Below are 13,770 nucleotides of genomic sequence, written 5' to 3'. Positions count from 1 at the left end.
GCACGCTATCTCCCGATCCATCAGGAGAATCCCTTCGATGGTCGTGTGCGTTTGCAATGCTATTCGGGAAAAAGACGTGCGGGAAGCGGCACGTAACGGCGCTGACACGCCGTGCAGCGCTTACGCCCAATTTGGCCGCCGCCCCAAATGCGGCCAGTGCGTGTCCTTCGCCCGCACCATCATCGCCGCGGAACGCGCTTCGGTCTGACAGGCCCGCCTGACAGGATTGCGAAGCATCCGCACGGGAAAGGCGAGAACATCACGCAATAGCGTGGTGAAAAATCCCTAATTCTCAAGGGTTTTCGGCTTAACAGAGAGCAGCCGAAACGATATACTTACGGCGTTCCCCATATTCTGCCGGAGTATAACGCCATGAAGGGCGACCCGAAAGTCATCGACTATCTGAACGAGGTGCTCAAGAATGAGCTGACCGCGATCAACCAATATTTCCTCCACTATCGCGTGCTCAACCATTGGGGCATCGAGAAGCTGGCCAAGTTCGAATATGCCGAATCCATCGATGAGATGAAGCACGCCGACAAGGTGGCGGAGCGCATCCTGTTCCTGGACGGCCTGCCTAACTTCCAGTTGCTCGGCCGCCTGAAGATCGGCGAAACCGTCGAGGAAATCCTCAAGGCCGACCTCGAACTGGAATATGAAGCGCTGCCCGTGCTGCGCGACGCGATCGCCTATTGCGAATCCATCAAGGATTTCGTCAGCCGCGACCTGTTCCAGTACATCCTCGAAAGCGAGGAAGAGCATGTCGACACGCTGGAAACCCAGTTCGAAATGATCGAACGCATGGGCATCCAGAATTATGTACAGTTGCAGAGCAAGGCCAAGGAAGACTGATCCTCGCCAACTTGCGCGTAATTTTGAGGGGCGTCCCGCCGGGGCGCCCCTTTTTCTATTACAGCAACGCTTCCAGCAGCCCGATCAGCGGCAGATCCGCCGGCGGCATCTCAAGCCCGTACATCTGCGCCGGCCGCACCCATTTGAGCGCCGTCGCCTCATGCATCTGGGGCACGCCCTTCCACTTGCGACAGACATAGAGCAACAACAGCAGATGCCGGTCGCCCAGCGGTTCGCTGGCGAAGATCGCGGGCGCCAGACAGCTGGCATGCGTCTCTATCCCCAGTTCCTCTTCCAGCTCGCGGACCAGCGCCGCTTCGGGCGCCTCGCCCGGCTCCACCTTGCCGCCGGGAAACTCCCACAGGCCCGCCATCGCCTTGCCGGGCGGGCGCTGCTGCAACAGCACCCGGCCATCGGCATCCACCAACGCTACGGCGACAACGAACAGGGGGGAAAAAGACGACATAGGGTTCCGGGCAAAAGGGCTTTGTTAACCGTGGTTGCTTTACACGTCTTGCGGGGACTGTCTGTAGCCAAGTGGGGAAAATGATGCGCGGGCTTCTAGAGATCATTGCCCGATGGGGACTGGTGCGGTGCCAACGCGGCGCCACCGCCATCGAATATGCGCTGATCCTGGCGATGGTCGTTCTGGCCATGATCGCCGCGCTCACCAATGTCGCGAACAAGACCACCAAGATGTGGAACAACGTCGCGACAGAAGTAACCAACAATTAACCATCAATCTTTGACAGCCGCTTCTGCCCATTAAGGGTTTTTCAACAGAGCGGCTCTAATTCAAGTCTTGCTGACCACCAATTATCCAAGCGGGGCGGCCGGGTAGTTTAACGTAGAAATTCACTCAAGGAGACGTCACATGAAGTTCGTCCGTAAGATGCTGAAGAATGAAAAGGGTGCAACCGCGATCGAATACGGCCTGATCGCCGCGCTGATCGCCGTCGCCGCCATCGGCGCGATGACCAGCCTGGGCAGCAAGCTCGGCAGCACCTTCAACAACGTTTCGGGCAACCTGAAGTAAGCCTGAGACGATTGTCGGAACAGGAGGCGGCGGACCTTGGGTTCGCCGCCTCTTTTCGTTTACACCCTTTCAAACCGTTCGTGCTGAGTAGGGTCTGAGCGAAGTCGAAGACCCGTATCGAAGCATCCAGCGCTGCGCCTGATCCTTCGATACGCCATTTCGACAAGCTCAATGGCTACTCAGGACGAACGGGATGGCTCTATATCCGAAAGAATACGCTCCCTTCCAGCACTTACCAGCTCACGATCTTCACCCGCTGCCCCGGCCGCAGCGTGGCGCCCGATGTCAGGGCATTGATCGTCAGGAAGCGTTCCAGCGGATAATCGCTATAGGCCATGCGCCTGGCCATCGACTGGACGGTGTCGCCCGCCTTGACCGTCACCACCTGCACGCGGCGCGGCTTGATCGCCGCCGCTTCCTGCGTCGACAGGCGTTGTACCGACTGCACCATCGACGTGAAGGGACCAATCCCCTTCCCCGCCGGCGTCAGCAGCAGGAAGTGATAGGCTTTCCCATCACCAAATTCATAGGCGAAGACGGTGGCATCGACCTGACTGGACTGGCTGGTCGCTCGCACCGTGCGCCAGGCGGCAGGCAGACCGTTAACGGTGGTGCGACTAACCTCTCCCTCCGGCACGCCATCGCCGCCGCCCAGTTTGGCGAACACGCTGTTGATATAGGTCGCCAGATTGCCCGAATAGGCCGCCGCGCTGAACTGTGCCTGCCCGCCCGCCCCGGTGATCGACACCGCGTCCGACCCATTTTCCATGCCGAAGCCGCTGGGCGCGGCAAAGGCGACGCGCAGGTCGGGATGGCGGAAGCGATTGCCGTCAATCACCCCCTGTTTGGGATCATCGCCATAGAGGACCCCATCCAGCGCGTTGAGGAAGGCGTCGCGATTGCGCACCTTGCTGGTCGATCGAGTCGCGGATGCGACTTCTGCCGCGCGCGACACGCGGGAGGCTGGATCAGGATGGGTACTCGCCCATTCGGGCGTCGATCGCGCATTGCCGGCCACCTGCGCATCGAGATTGCTCTGCGCCGCCAGCGATGCCAGCATGTCCGACAGCGCGCGCGGATCATAGCCGCCCGACGCAAGGTAACGGATGCCCAGATCGTCCGCCTCATATTCCTGACTGCGGGAGAATTTGAGCGTCAGCAACTGGCTGCCCGTGCCGATCCCCTTCTGCACCAGTCCGGCCAGGCCCGAATCGCCCAGGAACGCCCCGGCCAGCGCGCCCAGCAGCGCTCCGCCAATAGCATTGCGCTGCGCCGCCTTCTGCCGCCGCTGGCCATGCTGGGCGGCGACATGGCCGACCTCATGCCCCAGCACGCCCGCCAGTTCGGCCTCGTCATTCATCAGCGCCATCAACTGGCGCGTGACATAGACATAGCCGCCGGGGATGGCGAAGGCGTTGTTTACCGGGCTGTTGAGCAGGGTGACGGTAAAATCCCCCTGCGCATTGGACAGGCCGGACTGGACCGCGATCCGCCGCCCGACCCCTTCCACATATTTCGCCTGCGGGCCGACATAGGCCCCGCCAAATTCCTTCAGCAATTCAGGATGCTGTTTGGCGCCGCTCGCCTTTTCCTGCGCGCTGATCGAGGAAACGGTGCGAATCGCCCGCTGCTGCCCGATCACCGCCGGCGCACTCAACGCCACCGCCAGCGCCGCACCCGTGCAGCCCAGCGATATCTTCCAGTTCATGACTCTCCACCCTCTGCCGTTACCCCTACGTAACGAGCAACCATGGCGGGCCGTTCCCGGAAAAGCGAGCGGAGAGCGCGCAATCAATCCTGTTTTCCGGCCGGTCGACAGCGCCCGGCCGGTGAGAAATCAGACGCCGATGGCGAGGAACTTGTCAGCGCGGTCGGTGCGCAACGCCTGCGCGCCCAAGCCATCGAGCGCATCCAGTTCAGCTTCGATCGCCGCACCCAGATTGGCGATCGCCTGCACCGGATCACGATGGGCGCCGCCCACCGGTTCCGCCACGATCCGGTCGATCACGCCCAGCGTCTTCAAATGCTGCGCCGTCACCTGCATCGCGGTCGCTGCATCGCTCGCCTTTTCGGCGGTGCGCCACAGGATCGATGCGCAGCCTTCCGGCGAAATCACCGAATAGATGGCATGTTCGAACATCAGCACGCGATTCGCCGCCGCCAGCGCGATCGCGCCGCCCGATCCGCCTTCGCCGACCACGGCCGCGACCATCGGCACGCCCAGCGCCAGACAGGCTTCGGTCGAACGGGCGATGGCTTCGGCCTGACCGCGTTCTTCCGCCTGCACGCCAGGGAAAGCGCCCGACGTATCGACCAGGCTGACCACCGGCAGGCCGAATCGGTCGGCCAGTTCCATCAGGCGGATCGCCTTGCGATAGCCTTCCGGTTTGGCCATGCCGAAATTGTGGCGCACGCGGCTGGCGGTATCGTCGCCCTTTTCATGGCCGATCACCATGACCTTGCGCTCGCCCAGCGTGGCGAAGCCGCCGATGATCGCCTGATCGTCGGCAAAGGCGCGGTCGCCGGCCAGCGGCATGAAATTGTCGAACATGCCCGCGACATAGTCCTTGAAATGCGGACGGTCGGGGTGCCGTGCGACCTGCGTCTTCTGCCAGGGCGTCAGCTTGGCATAGGTGTCTGCCAGCAGCTTGGCCGCGCGCTGCTCCAGCGTCGCGATCTCGCCATCGATGTTGATATCACCCACGCTGGCGGTCGCGCGCAGTTCGACGATGCGCGCTTCCAGCTCCGCGATCGGCTTTTCAAATTCCAGAAAGCTTACCATGGCGCAAGGCGTTAGGGCGATGGCGCGTCGCCGTCAACGCGCGGATGCGGGTTCCGGCCTGTCATCGCCGCCAGCGGATGGCGCTTATTGACCAGTTCGACCAGCCTTCGGCTGTCCACATGGGTATAAATTTGCGTCGTGCCGATGTCGGCATGACCCAGCATCATCTGGAGCGCGCGCAGATCCGCCCCGCCCTCCAGCAAATGGGTGGCAAAGGCATGGCGCAGCACATGGGGGCTGACCCGTTCGGGCGCGATGCCCACCGCGGCGGCAAGACTCTTCACCAACTGATAGAGGCGGATACGGCTAAGGTGGCTCTTCCCCGAAGGAAACAGCCACACACTGTCCGCCGGCACATGCGGCAGCCATGCGCCCACGGCAGCGCGCGCCCGATCGGATATCGGCACCAACCGCTCCCGCGCGCCCTTCCCCTTCAGGATCAGGAAGGGCCGGTCCACCGCCAGGGCCCGGCGCGGCAGCGACACCAGTTCCGTCGCGCGCAGGCCCGATCCATAAAGCAGTTCGATCAACGCCGCGAGCCGCAGGTCGAGCGGAATAGGATGCTCCACCGCCAGCCGTTCGGATATCCAGCCGAAGAACAGATCGACCTCACCCGTCGACAATATCTTGGGCAGCGATCGTCCCCGCACCGGGCGCGGCAAGGCAACGGAAGGATTGTCCGCGCGCAGCCCCTCTTCCTCCAGAAAGGCGTAGAAGGCCCGCAACGCCGATGTCTTGCGCGCCACCGAAGCGGCTGCCAACCCTGCCCATTGTTCCGCCAGCGTCCCGATCGCCGCCTTGCTCGCGTCGCCCAGCCCGCCCAGCAAGTCGCCTGCCCCGGTCAGGTCGGCGCGATAGGCCAGCAAAGTATTGCGCGACGCACCGCGTTCCGCCGCCATCATTTCCAGAAAGCGGTCGATCAGGGCGGCGTCATCCTGCCCCATGGTCAGCTACGGCTGATCGCCTCGGCCGCGATCATGCGCGCTTCGGGGTCCAGCCCCACGCGATGCAATGCAGCCACGACATGATAGAGATGCCCGGCCGGCAAATGACTCCAGTCATTGCCCTGCATGCCGACCGCCGCCAGCAGCGCCACCGTGGCCTTTTCGCCCCGCCCGGCCGCCGCGCCGATCGCGCGCGCCCAGCGGCTGTTGGCGACCAGCGTCACGCCATTATCCTGCGCCAGCGACGCGGCATCCTGCCCGGACAGGCGCGACAGCCCGGCCAGCGCGGCAATCAGCATCCGGCCCTTTTCCGGCCCGGCATCGCTGACATAGCCCGATACCCGGCTGCTATTGATGTCGACCACCGGGCTGGGCGCACCCACCGCCAGCAAGGCCCAGAATTGCGACGCACCCGTGCCGTCCAGCTGGCCGATCGCCCGCGCCCAGCGCGCGGCGTTGCGGTCGTAGCCAGCCGTCAACATCGCCGCGACCAGATTGGCCGCATCCTGCGCCTCCGCCTGCGCCACCGGCAGAGCGGCCGCCGCCCGTGCCGTCGCGATCAGGCCGACATAGTCCGGCTTGGCTTCATCGCCCCACCAACTGCGCATCCCGCCCAGCCGATCGCCCACGGTCGCCCCGGCATAGGCGGTACGCAGCGCGTCGACCTTGTCCGCCAGATCGCCCGGCACATCGCCATCGGTGCGAACCTGACCATAGAAGCCAACGAGCGCCGCATTGGACAGCACGCCCAGCCGCGCCGCGATATCGACGCCGGGCCGCCGCCGCAGCGCCGTCAGCGCCGGCGCGCGCGCTTCCCACGCGCGGACATGCTGCCCCGCCGTGCCATAAAGTTCCTGCGGTATCTCGACATTCAACGCCGTCGCCAGACCGAAACGCCAGGCTGTCAGGCGGTCGACGCCTTCCCATTCGATCTTCACCGAACGGCGCGCGTTGAAGCCGGTGCCGACGATCTTTTCCGCCAGCCGGTAATCCACGCCGCGCACCACGCCCTTGCGCTGCGCCTGATTGAGCGCCCCGCTGGCCGTGCCCTGATCGCCGGACAGCGCCGCGCACATGGCGCGCGTCATGTCCCAGCCGGGTTCCTTGCTGAAGCGCAGGGCGCCTGCCGACAGCGGGCACAGGCCCGCCGGGTCAGCCGTCGCCAGATAGGTCTGCATCGCCACGGCATAAAGGCGCGCGGAATAACGGTCGGGATCGACGCTCTGCACCATCAGGCGGGCATTGTCGGCCTCCCCCATGCGCAGCAGCAGCCAGGCGCGCTCCGCCGCCCAGTCCGCGCCATCGATATCGCGCGGCGTATCGCTCGCGGTCAGCAGCGCCCGGCGCAGCAGGATGGAAGCCCAGCGCGATACGATCGGCGCATGCGTCTCCTTCATCAGCGCGGCGAGATATTTGCCCGATTCGTTCCCGAAGGCATCGGGCTCGAAGCCGCGCGTCTGCGGCGTCAGCGGGCCGATCCGGTCGAGCGAACGACGCGCCGTATCTGGCAGGTCATATTTCGCCTTCTGCGCCGCGATTTCCTCCGGCGTCAGTTCGTCCTCAGCCGCATTGGCGATCAGCGACAGGTCAGGCGGCGTGGCCGGATTGAGCGGCTGCACCATCGGCGCGCTGGGTGATCCGGGCGCGGGCGCTGTGGGCGCGGCCTGGGTGGGGCGCGATGGTTGCGCGGCGGGCGGCGCTTCGGGCGCGTCGCCGAAACCGGGCGGCAGCAGCGATTCGGGCGCCTGCTGCGCCACCACGGGCAAGGCCAGAGCGAGCGCAAAGCTGCCCAGCGCCCATTTGGCGTTCCCCCGCGGCCAGCGCATCCGCCTTACTGGCCCAGCTTCTCGGCGGGGATGGGCTTTTCGACGCGCTGCTGCGGCTTTTCGCCACCGCGCGACCAGAAAAAGGCAAGCAGAAGCGCCAGCAGCACGACCAGAGCGATGGGAAGGATCGGCAGACGGCTGCCACGGCGGCGCGAACTGCTTTCGAAACTGCTGAAGTTACGATTATTCTTCATAGGTCCTTGGCTTAAGCTGATCGGCCTGCAAGGCCGAACGTCGGGGAAAAGATGCGATTTGCCTCAGCGACGGCTGGCTGTATAGCCCCCCTCGCCATGCAGCGAAACAGCAAAATCCCGGAGAGCCAGACCAGACGTGGTCCCATCGTGTTGGTGGGCATGATGGGTGTAGGCAAATCGACCGTCGGCCGCCGCCTTGCCGCGCGCCTCGGCCTCAGCTTCGTCGACGCCGATGAAGAGATCGAAAAGGCCGCCGGCATGAGCGTGACGGAGATTTTCGAACGCTATGGCGAATCCTATTTCCGCGACGGCGAACGCCGCGTGATCGCCCGGCTGATGGACGGCGTGCCCAAGGTGATCGCCACCGGTGGCGGCGCCTTCATGCAGGATGAAACGCGCAGGCTGATATTGGAGGCCGCCACCGCCGTCTGGCTGGACGCCGATATCGAGATTTTGATCGACCGCGTCGGCCGCCGCGAAAGCCGGCCGCTGCTCAAGAATCGCGACCCGCGCGTCGTGCTGACCGAACTGGCGGCGGTGCGTAATCCGATCTACGCGCTTGCCCCCATTCATGTGAAGAGCATCGCCGCCCCGCACGAAGTCGCGGTCGAGCGGATCATGGAGCAATTGACGGCATGGCATTAGTCCGGGTCGCGCTGGACGCGCGCAGTTATGATATCCTGATCGAACAGGGCGCACTCGACCGCGCTGGGGAAATATTGCGCGGCTATGCCCGCAAGGGACGCTTGGTGGTCGTGACCGACGCCAATGTCGCCAAGGCGCAACTGCCTCGCCTCGAAGCCAGCCTGCGCGCCGCCAATGTCGCGGTCGAACCGATCATCCTGCCGCCGGGCGAACAGACCAAGAGCTGGCGCCATCTGGAAGAGCTGCTCGACGCGCTGCTGGCGCTGGAGATCGAGCGCGGCGACCATATCATCGCATTGGGCGGCGGCGTGATCGGCGATCTGGTGGGCTTTGCCGCCTCGATCCTGAAGCGCGGCTGCCACTTCATTCAGGTGCCCACTACCCTGCTGGCACAGGTCGATTCGTCTGTCGGCGGCAAGACTGCAATCAATGCGAAGGCGGGCAAGAACCTCATCGGCGCCTTCTATCAGCCCGCCCTCGTCCTGATCGATCCCTCGACGCTCGACAGCCTGCCACCGCGCGAAACCCGCGCCGGCTATGCCGAAGTCGTCAAATATGGCCTGATCGACGATCCCGCCTTCTTCGACTGGTGCGAAGCCAATGCCAGCGCGCTGCTCGCCGGCGACCCGGGCGCCCGCACCAAAGCGATCGAAAAGAGCGTACAGGCCAAGGCCGCGATCGTCGCCGATGACGAGCGCGAAACCTCCGGCCGTCGCGCCCTCCTCAATCTCGGCCACACCTTCGGCCACGCGCTGGAGGCCGACACCGGCTTTTCCGACACGCTGCTGCATGGCGAAGGCGTCGCGGCGGGCATGGCGCTGGCCTTCCGCTATTCGGCACGCCTCGGCCTCTGCTCGGCGGAAGAGGCCGCCCGCGTCACCGCGCATCTCAAGGCCGTGGGCCTGCCCCACGACCTCGCCACCGCCCATGTCACCGCCGACGGCCCCGCGTTGGTCGGCCATATGCTGCACGACAAGAAGATGGCGGCCGGCACCCTGCCCTTCCTGCTGGCGCGCGGCATCGGCCAGACCTTCCTGTCGAAGGATGTCGCGCTGGACGATGTGGCGGCGTTTCTGGATGAAGAGCGGGCGCAGGAGAGCGCATAAAAGCCGCAGTTGGAAATACGCCAATTTCCTCTCCCATCGGGAGAGGAAGGGGCCCGCTCGGCGTAGCCGAGTGGGAAGGTGAGGGCGACGCACAGCGTAACCTCTCCCCTCACCCTTCCGCCGCGCTTCGCACGGCTCCCTCCCTCTCCCGGCGGGAGAGGGAATAATCAGCCCCTCACAAACACAAAAAGGGCGCCCTCGGGCGCCCTTTCCATTCGTACCTTGAAAAGGCCGATTACTTCTTCAGCGTCAGACCGCCGAAACGCTTGTTGAAGCGCGCCACCTGGCCGCCGGTGTCCAACTGGCGGTTGCCGCCCGTCCAGGCCGGGTGCGACTTGGGGTCGATGTCGAGCGCCAGCGTGTCGCCTTCCTTGCCCCAGGTCGAACGGGTCTGGAAAGTCGTGCCGTCGGTCATCTGGACAGTGATGAGGTGGTAGTCGGGGTGCGTATTGGCCTTCATGGCATATGGCTCCTTAAATGGCCGGTTTCCGACCGGCCGGATGCAGAAAATAGCGAAGGCGCGCCGTTAGCTGTTTCGGCGCGCCTAGGCAAGTCCAGTAATGCGCGAAAGCCTTAATCCTTGGGCGGATCGCTGATCATCGCGACGAAATTGGCTTCCGCCGCCAGCTTGCCCTCGATCATGGCTTTGCCGCTGAACTTGCAGATCGATCCGCGAGTCTGGGTCACTTCGACATGCAGGTCGAGCAGGCAGCCCGGTTCGACCGGCGAACGGAATTTCGCCCCGTCGATGCTCATGAAATAGACCAGCTTGCCCGAATCGGCCAGATTCATCGAATCCACCGCCAGCACGCCGGCGGCCTGCGCCATCGCTTCCACGATCAGCACGCCAGGCATGATCGGCCGGGTGGGGAAATGGCCCTGGAAAAAGGGCTCGTTCACCGACACCGCCTTGATCGCGTGGATCGACTGGTTGGGCACCAGCGTCACCACACGGTCGACCAGCAGCATCGGGTAGCGATGCGGCAGGGATGCCATGACCCGACGGATATCCATCGGGCCACGGGCGGTCGTTTCAACCTCTCCGGTCATCTTATCAGCGCGACTTGGGCGCCTGCGCCGGGGTCGCCGGGGCGGGCGCGGCAGCAGCGGCCTGACCCTGACGGCCACCCGGCTGCCAGCCGGCCGGCGGCGTGATCGACGCGGTCGGGATCAGCGTGTTCAGTTCGGTCACGACGGCAGCCGTGATGTCAGCCGAGGCAGCGAAGCTCTCAGCGGCAGCACGCTTCAGCACGATTTCCGCCTTGGTCTTGGCGGTGGCCGCCTTCAACGCGTCGTCCAGCTTGGAAACGACCTGCTCTTCCACATAGGCGCGGGCCAGCGCGACCGGCTGGCTCAGGCGCTGCAGTTCGGCCTGGCCGCTCTGTTGTGCGGTCTGAAGCTGCTGATACTGGGTTTCGATCGCGGGCGTGGGCTTGTTGCCGGCAGCCTTGTAGGCGGCCTGCAAGGCGTCATTCTTGGCCTTCAGATCGGTTTCGATCGCAGCGCGGCGCGTGTTGATCTGGTCCAGTTGCGGCTTGTAGGTGGTCTGCATCTGGGTCATCGCCGTGGTGAAGGCGGCGCTCTTGGCGACGGCTTCTTCCAGGTCGACGACAGCGATGCCCGACTTGGTCTGGGCAACGGCCGGGACGGCAGTCAGGGCGATGGCGGTCGCGGGCGCCAGAACGAGCGCCGCGGCTTTGAACAAGGTCTTCATTAGAACTGAGTCCCCACATTGAAGTTGATGAGTTTGGTGTCGTCCCCTGATTGCTTCAGCAGGGCCTTGGCAACGTCGATACGGAACGGCCCGAAGGGCGAGTTCCAGTTGACGCCGAAGCCCACCGACAGGCGCGGCTTGAGCGTGTCGCCGAGATAGCTTTCTGCAAATGCCGTGCCGCTGTTATGCGAATAGCCAACGCCGCAGGTCGGATTGGCGGCCGTGCCGCCCGCACGAACGGTGGAACCGGTCGTTCCGGCTGTGGGCGAGCAGGTCCCGGCATAATCGATCGTTTCGGGATCCTTCAGGCCCCCGACTGCGCCGACATCGGCGAAGATGGACGGGCGCAGACCCATTTCCCGCGCGCCCGAACCCAGCGGAATTTCCACTTCGGCGCGCGCCAGATAATACATCTTGCCGCCCAGCGCATCGTCCGTCCGGCTGCTGCTGCCCGTGGTGGGCGTACCCGTGATGACACCATCGGTCGACGTCGAGCTGGTATAATAACGACGCACGACGCGCGGACCGATACCGCGAATGTCGAAACCGCGAATCTGCGGATTGCCCAGGAAGAAGCGGTCGGTCAGGCGAACCGCGTCGACCAGATCGCCGGCCGCATCGCGCCGCTCGCCTTCGAGACTGTGGATATAGCCACCCTCGCCCGACAGCGAGAAGATGAAGCCCCCGCCCAGCGGCACGAACTTCGACGCCGACAGGCGCGTACGGACATATTTCACGTCGCCGCCCAGACCGGCGAAATCCTGGCTCAGCGTGACATTCTGGCCGCGCGTCGCCCGGATGCGGTTGTCGCGCGTGTCATAGATCAGCGAGTAGCCGACCGACGATGTTATCCGATTGCCGATCGCGTCGCACAGATAGCGGCCTGCCAGCAGCGGATCGCAAACACCATCAGTATAATAGGTGCTCTTGTCCAGCGTCACATCGTCATAGTTCAGGCTGTAACGCAGCGCGAGCGACATATATTCGGTAATCGGCACGCCCGCGCGCAGCTGGAAACCGGTCGTCGTCTGGCCATAGGTGGTCTGGCGTTCGTTGCTGCTCAAATAGCGGAAGCTGTTGAGGTCACGGCGATAGATATCGCCGCCCACCGCGATGCTCTTGTCCATGAAATAGGGTTCGGTGAACCCGATTTCCGCCGACTTGCTATAATAGGAGTAACTGACGCTGGTGCGCAGTTCCTGGCCCTTGCCGCGGAAGTTACGCTGCGTGATCGACGCCGACACGATGAAGCGTTCCAGGCTGGAATAACCGGCCGACAGCGACAGTTCGCCGGTCGACTTTTCCTGCACATTGGTTTCCAGCACGATGCGGTCGGGCGCGGAGCCGGGCTTCTGCTCGACATCCAGCTTCTCCTGGAAGAAGCCGAGCGAGTTGATGCGATCCTTCGAACGCTTCACCAGGAAGCTGTTGAAGGCGTCGCCTTCGGCCAGACGGAATTCGCGGCGCACGACCTTGTCCTGCGTCAGCGTGTTGCCGTTGATGTCGACCCGCTCGACATAGACGCGCGGCGCGTTGGCGATGCGGAAATTAATCCCCATCGTCAGGCTTTCCTTCTCGCGGTTGAAGTCCGGCGACACGTCCGCGAAGGCATAGCCGAACAGGCCCGCCGTCTCGCTCAGCGTATCGACCGTGTCTTCCACCAGCTTGGCGTTGTACCAGTCGCCCTTCTTCATCGGCAGGCGCTTGGTCAGGCCGTCGCCGGACAGGTCGCGAATGTCGGATTCGACCTTCACATCGCCGAATTTATAGCGGTCGCCTTCTTCCACCACATAGGTGATGATGAAGTCCTGCTTGTCCGGCGTCAGTTCCGCCACGGCGGAGATCACGCGGAAGTCGGCATAGCCTTCGGTCAGGTAGAATTGGCGCAGCTTCTGCTGGTCATAGGCCAGACGATCGGGATCGTAGCTGGTGCCCGACGAGAAGACGCGGAACCAGCGCGACTGCTTGGTCACCATCTGGCTGCGCAGTTCGCCGTCCTTGAACTTCTCGTTGCCGATGATGTTGATCTGGCGGACCTTGGACTTGGGCCCTTCCGAGATTTCGAACACGATGTCGACGCGGTTCTGGTCCAGTTGAACCATCTTCGGCTCGATCGTCGCGGCGAAGCGGCCCTGACGGCGATAGAGTTCGACAATGCGGGCGACGTCGGCGCGCACCTTCGACCGGGTATAAATCTGGCGCGGAGCCAGTTTTATTTCAGGACGAATCTTGTCTTCCTTGAGGCGCTTATTACCTTCAAGGACGATACGATTGATGACCGGGTTTTCCTTCAGCTCGACCGTCAGCGATCCGTTGTCGTTGCGGATCTGGACGTCGGCGAACAATTCGGTCTCATACAGGTCGCGCAGCGCCTGGTCGAGGCTCTCCTGGCTGTAGGACTGGCCGACGCGCAGCTTGGTGTAGGACAACACAGTGTCCGGCTCCAGCCGCTGGGTGCCGTTCACCGTGATCGCGCGGATCGTGCCCTGCGGCGCGACCGACGAGGTGGCGGCGGCCACCGGGGCGGACTGTGCGGGCGCTCCCTGCGCCAGCGCAGGGGCGATCGGCACGCCTGCAATCATGGTCGTCGCCAACAGGGCGACCATGACCGGCCGGTGCCTCATGCTGCTGTTCATCGCTGTCACCCGCTTCACCTCAAAAATGCAAATTC

Annotated in this window: 16 protein-coding genes; 6 read left to right on the top strand and 10 right to left on the bottom strand. The window is 64.0% G+C overall.

The genetic code is table 11. The features are described from left to right. The first annotated feature begins 37 nt into the window (after positions 1-37). Both BMY84_RS04925 and bfr read left to right on the top strand, forming a co-directional pair. Positions 38-208 (top strand): (2Fe-2S)-binding protein, encoded by a 171-nt coding sequence (locus tag BMY84_RS04925; RefSeq protein ID WP_093081155.1) that lies wholly within the window; start codon positions 38-40, stop codon positions 206-208. A gap of 164 nt (positions 209-372) precedes the next feature. Continuing rightward, the gene (bfr, locus tag BMY84_RS04920; protein ID WP_093013104.1) at positions 373-852 is read left to right on the top strand and encodes a bacterioferritin; all 480 of its coding nucleotides are present in this window, start codon (positions 373-375) and stop codon (positions 850-852) included. A 58-nt stretch (positions 853-910) separates the two neighbouring features. Here bfr and BMY84_RS04915 read toward each other — a convergent pair whose 3' ends face one another. Then, a complete protein-coding gene (locus BMY84_RS04915) occupies positions 911-1,318 on the bottom strand; it encodes a (deoxy)nucleoside triphosphate pyrophosphohydrolase (protein WP_093081152.1) in 408 nt (135 codons plus the stop codon). Positions 1,319-1,401: 83 nt separating this feature from the next. Here BMY84_RS04915 and BMY84_RS04910 point away from each other — a divergent pair, with 83 nt between their 5' ends. Then, the gene (locus BMY84_RS04910) at positions 1,402-1,587 is read left to right on the top strand and encodes a Flp family type IVb pilin (RefSeq protein ID WP_093013927.1); all 186 of its coding nucleotides are present in this window, start codon (positions 1,402-1,404) and stop codon (positions 1,585-1,587) included. Between the two features lie 139 nt (positions 1,588-1,726). Beyond that, entirely contained in the window at positions 1,727-1,888 is a 162-nt protein-coding gene (locus BMY84_RS04905) for a Flp family type IVb pilin (RefSeq protein ID WP_093013110.1), read from the top strand. A gap of 232 nt (positions 1,889-2,120) precedes the next feature. Here the strand turns inward: BMY84_RS04905 and BMY84_RS04900 are convergent, their stop codons facing one another. From BMY84_RS04900 to BMY84_RS04880, 5 genes are all read right to left on the bottom strand, one after another. Further along, on the bottom strand, positions 2,121-3,596 hold the full coding sequence (locus BMY84_RS04900) for a M48 family metalloprotease (protein ID WP_093081150.1): 1,476 nt from the start codon (positions 3,594-3,596) through the stop codon (positions 2,121-2,123). A gap of 129 nt (positions 3,597-3,725) precedes the next feature. Further along, complete coding sequence (locus BMY84_RS04895) at positions 3,726-4,670, bottom strand: acetyl-CoA carboxylase carboxyltransferase subunit alpha (protein WP_093081147.1); 945 nt, start codon at positions 4,668-4,670, stop codon at positions 3,726-3,728. Between the two features lie 11 nt (positions 4,671-4,681). After that, positions 4,682-5,614 (bottom strand): tyrosine-type recombinase/integrase, encoded by a 933-nt coding sequence (locus BMY84_RS04890; protein WP_093081145.1) that lies wholly within the window; start codon positions 5,612-5,614, stop codon positions 4,682-4,684. A 2-nt stretch (positions 5,615-5,616) separates the two neighbouring features. Then, complete coding sequence (locus BMY84_RS04885) at positions 5,617-7,440, bottom strand: hypothetical protein (RefSeq protein ID WP_093081142.1); 1,824 nt, start codon at positions 7,438-7,440, stop codon at positions 5,617-5,619. A gap of 5 nt (positions 7,441-7,445) precedes the next feature. Then, the gene (locus BMY84_RS04880; RefSeq protein ID WP_093013124.1) at positions 7,446-7,634 is read right to left on the bottom strand and encodes a hypothetical protein; all 189 of its coding nucleotides are present in this window, start codon (positions 7,632-7,634) and stop codon (positions 7,446-7,448) included. A 96-nt stretch (positions 7,635-7,730) separates the two neighbouring features. On the opposite strand from BMY84_RS04880, the gene BMY84_RS04875 reads away from it, so the two are divergent. Together BMY84_RS04875 and aroB are read left to right on the top strand one after the other, a co-directional pair. Beyond that, the gene (locus BMY84_RS04875) at positions 7,731-8,279 is read left to right on the top strand and encodes a shikimate kinase (protein WP_093013127.1); all 549 of its coding nucleotides are present in this window, start codon (positions 7,731-7,733) and stop codon (positions 8,277-8,279) included. Then, positions 8,270-9,385: a 3-dehydroquinate synthase gene (aroB, locus tag BMY84_RS04870; protein WP_093081140.1), complete on the top strand. Its 1,116-nt coding sequence runs from the start codon at positions 8,270-8,272 to the stop codon at positions 9,383-9,385. The genes BMY84_RS04875 and aroB overlap by 10 nt, the downstream gene beginning before the upstream one ends. Before the next feature lie 235 nt (positions 9,386-9,620). On the opposite strand, the gene rpmE is transcribed toward aroB, so the two are convergent. The 4 genes from rpmE to bamA form a co-directional block, all read right to left on the bottom strand. Continuing rightward, positions 9,621-9,845 (bottom strand): 50S ribosomal protein L31, encoded by a 225-nt coding sequence (gene rpmE / locus BMY84_RS04865; protein ID WP_066861944.1) that lies wholly within the window; start codon positions 9,843-9,845, stop codon positions 9,621-9,623. 113 nt (positions 9,846-9,958) lie between these two features. After that, positions 9,959-10,435, bottom strand: a complete 477-nt coding sequence (gene fabZ / locus BMY84_RS04860) for a 3-hydroxyacyl-ACP dehydratase FabZ (RefSeq protein ID WP_093013133.1) — start codon at positions 10,433-10,435, stop codon at positions 9,959-9,961. 4 nt (positions 10,436-10,439) lie between these two features. Then, positions 10,440-11,099 carry an OmpH family outer membrane protein gene (locus BMY84_RS04855; protein ID WP_093081138.1) on the bottom strand — a complete coding sequence of 220 codons (660 nt, stop codon included), beginning with the start codon at positions 11,097-11,099 and terminating at the stop codon, positions 10,440-10,442. Next, the gene (bamA, locus tag BMY84_RS04850) at positions 11,099-13,735 is read right to left on the bottom strand and encodes an outer membrane protein assembly factor BamA (RefSeq protein WP_093081136.1); all 2,637 of its coding nucleotides are present in this window, start codon (positions 13,733-13,735) and stop codon (positions 11,099-11,101) included. Before bamA ends, BMY84_RS04855 begins: the two co-directional genes overlap by 1 nt. Between the last annotated feature and the right edge of the window lie 35 nt (positions 13,736-13,770).

The sequence above is a fragment of the Sphingobium sp. AP50 genome (genome assembly GCF_900109095.1).
Classification (GTDB): domain Bacteria; phylum Pseudomonadota; class Alphaproteobacteria; order Sphingomonadales; family Sphingomonadaceae; genus Sphingobium.
The sequence above is the reverse complement of the archived record's forward strand: the minus strand, read 5'-3'. Positions and strand labels throughout refer to the sequence as shown.

Coding starts and splice junctions, on each gene's coding strand:
- BMY84_RS04925 (WP_093081155.1), top strand. CDS start 38: ATGGTCGTGTGCGTTTGCAATGCTATTCGGGAAAAAGACGTGCGGGAA.
- bfr (WP_093013104.1), top strand. CDS start 373: ATGAAGGGCGACCCGAAAGTCATCGACTATCTGAACGAGGTGCTCAAG.
- BMY84_RS04915 (WP_093081152.1), bottom strand. CDS start 1,318: ATGTCGTCTTTTTCCCCCCTGTTCGTTGTCGCCGTAGCGTTGGTGGAT.
- BMY84_RS04910 (WP_093013927.1), top strand. CDS start 1,402: ATGCGCGGGCTTCTAGAGATCATTGCCCGATGGGGACTGGTGCGGTGC.
- BMY84_RS04905 (WP_093013110.1), top strand. CDS start 1,727: ATGAAGTTCGTCCGTAAGATGCTGAAGAATGAAAAGGGTGCAACCGCG.
- BMY84_RS04900 (WP_093081150.1), bottom strand. CDS start 3,596: ATGAACTGGAAGATATCGCTGGGCTGCACGGGTGCGGCGCTGGCGGTG.
- BMY84_RS04895 (WP_093081147.1), bottom strand. CDS start 4,670: ATGGTAAGCTTTCTGGAATTTGAAAAGCCGATCGCGGAGCTGGAAGCG.
- BMY84_RS04890 (WP_093081145.1), bottom strand. CDS start 5,614: ATGGGGCAGGATGACGCCGCCCTGATCGACCGCTTTCTGGAAATGATG.
- BMY84_RS04885 (WP_093081142.1), bottom strand. CDS start 7,440: ATGCGCTGGCCGCGGGGGAACGCCAAATGGGCGCTGGGCAGCTTTGCG.
- BMY84_RS04880 (WP_093013124.1), bottom strand. CDS start 7,634: ATGAAGAATAATCGTAACTTCAGCAGTTTCGAAAGCAGTTCGCGCCGC.
- BMY84_RS04875 (WP_093013127.1), top strand. CDS start 7,731: ATGCAGCGAAACAGCAAAATCCCGGAGAGCCAGACCAGACGTGGTCCC.
- aroB (WP_093081140.1), top strand. CDS start 8,270: ATGGCATTAGTCCGGGTCGCGCTGGACGCGCGCAGTTATGATATCCTG.
- rpmE (WP_066861944.1), bottom strand. CDS start 9,845: ATGAAGGCCAATACGCACCCCGACTACCACCTCATCACTGTCCAGATG.
- fabZ (WP_093013133.1), bottom strand. CDS start 10,435: ATGACCGGAGAGGTTGAAACGACCGCCCGTGGCCCGATGGATATCCGT.
- BMY84_RS04855 (WP_093081138.1), bottom strand. CDS start 11,099: ATGAAGACCTTGTTCAAAGCCGCGGCGCTCGTTCTGGCGCCCGCGACC.
- bamA (WP_093081136.1), bottom strand. CDS start 13,735: ATGAACAGCAGCATGAGGCACCGGCCGGTCATGGTCGCCCTGTTGGCG.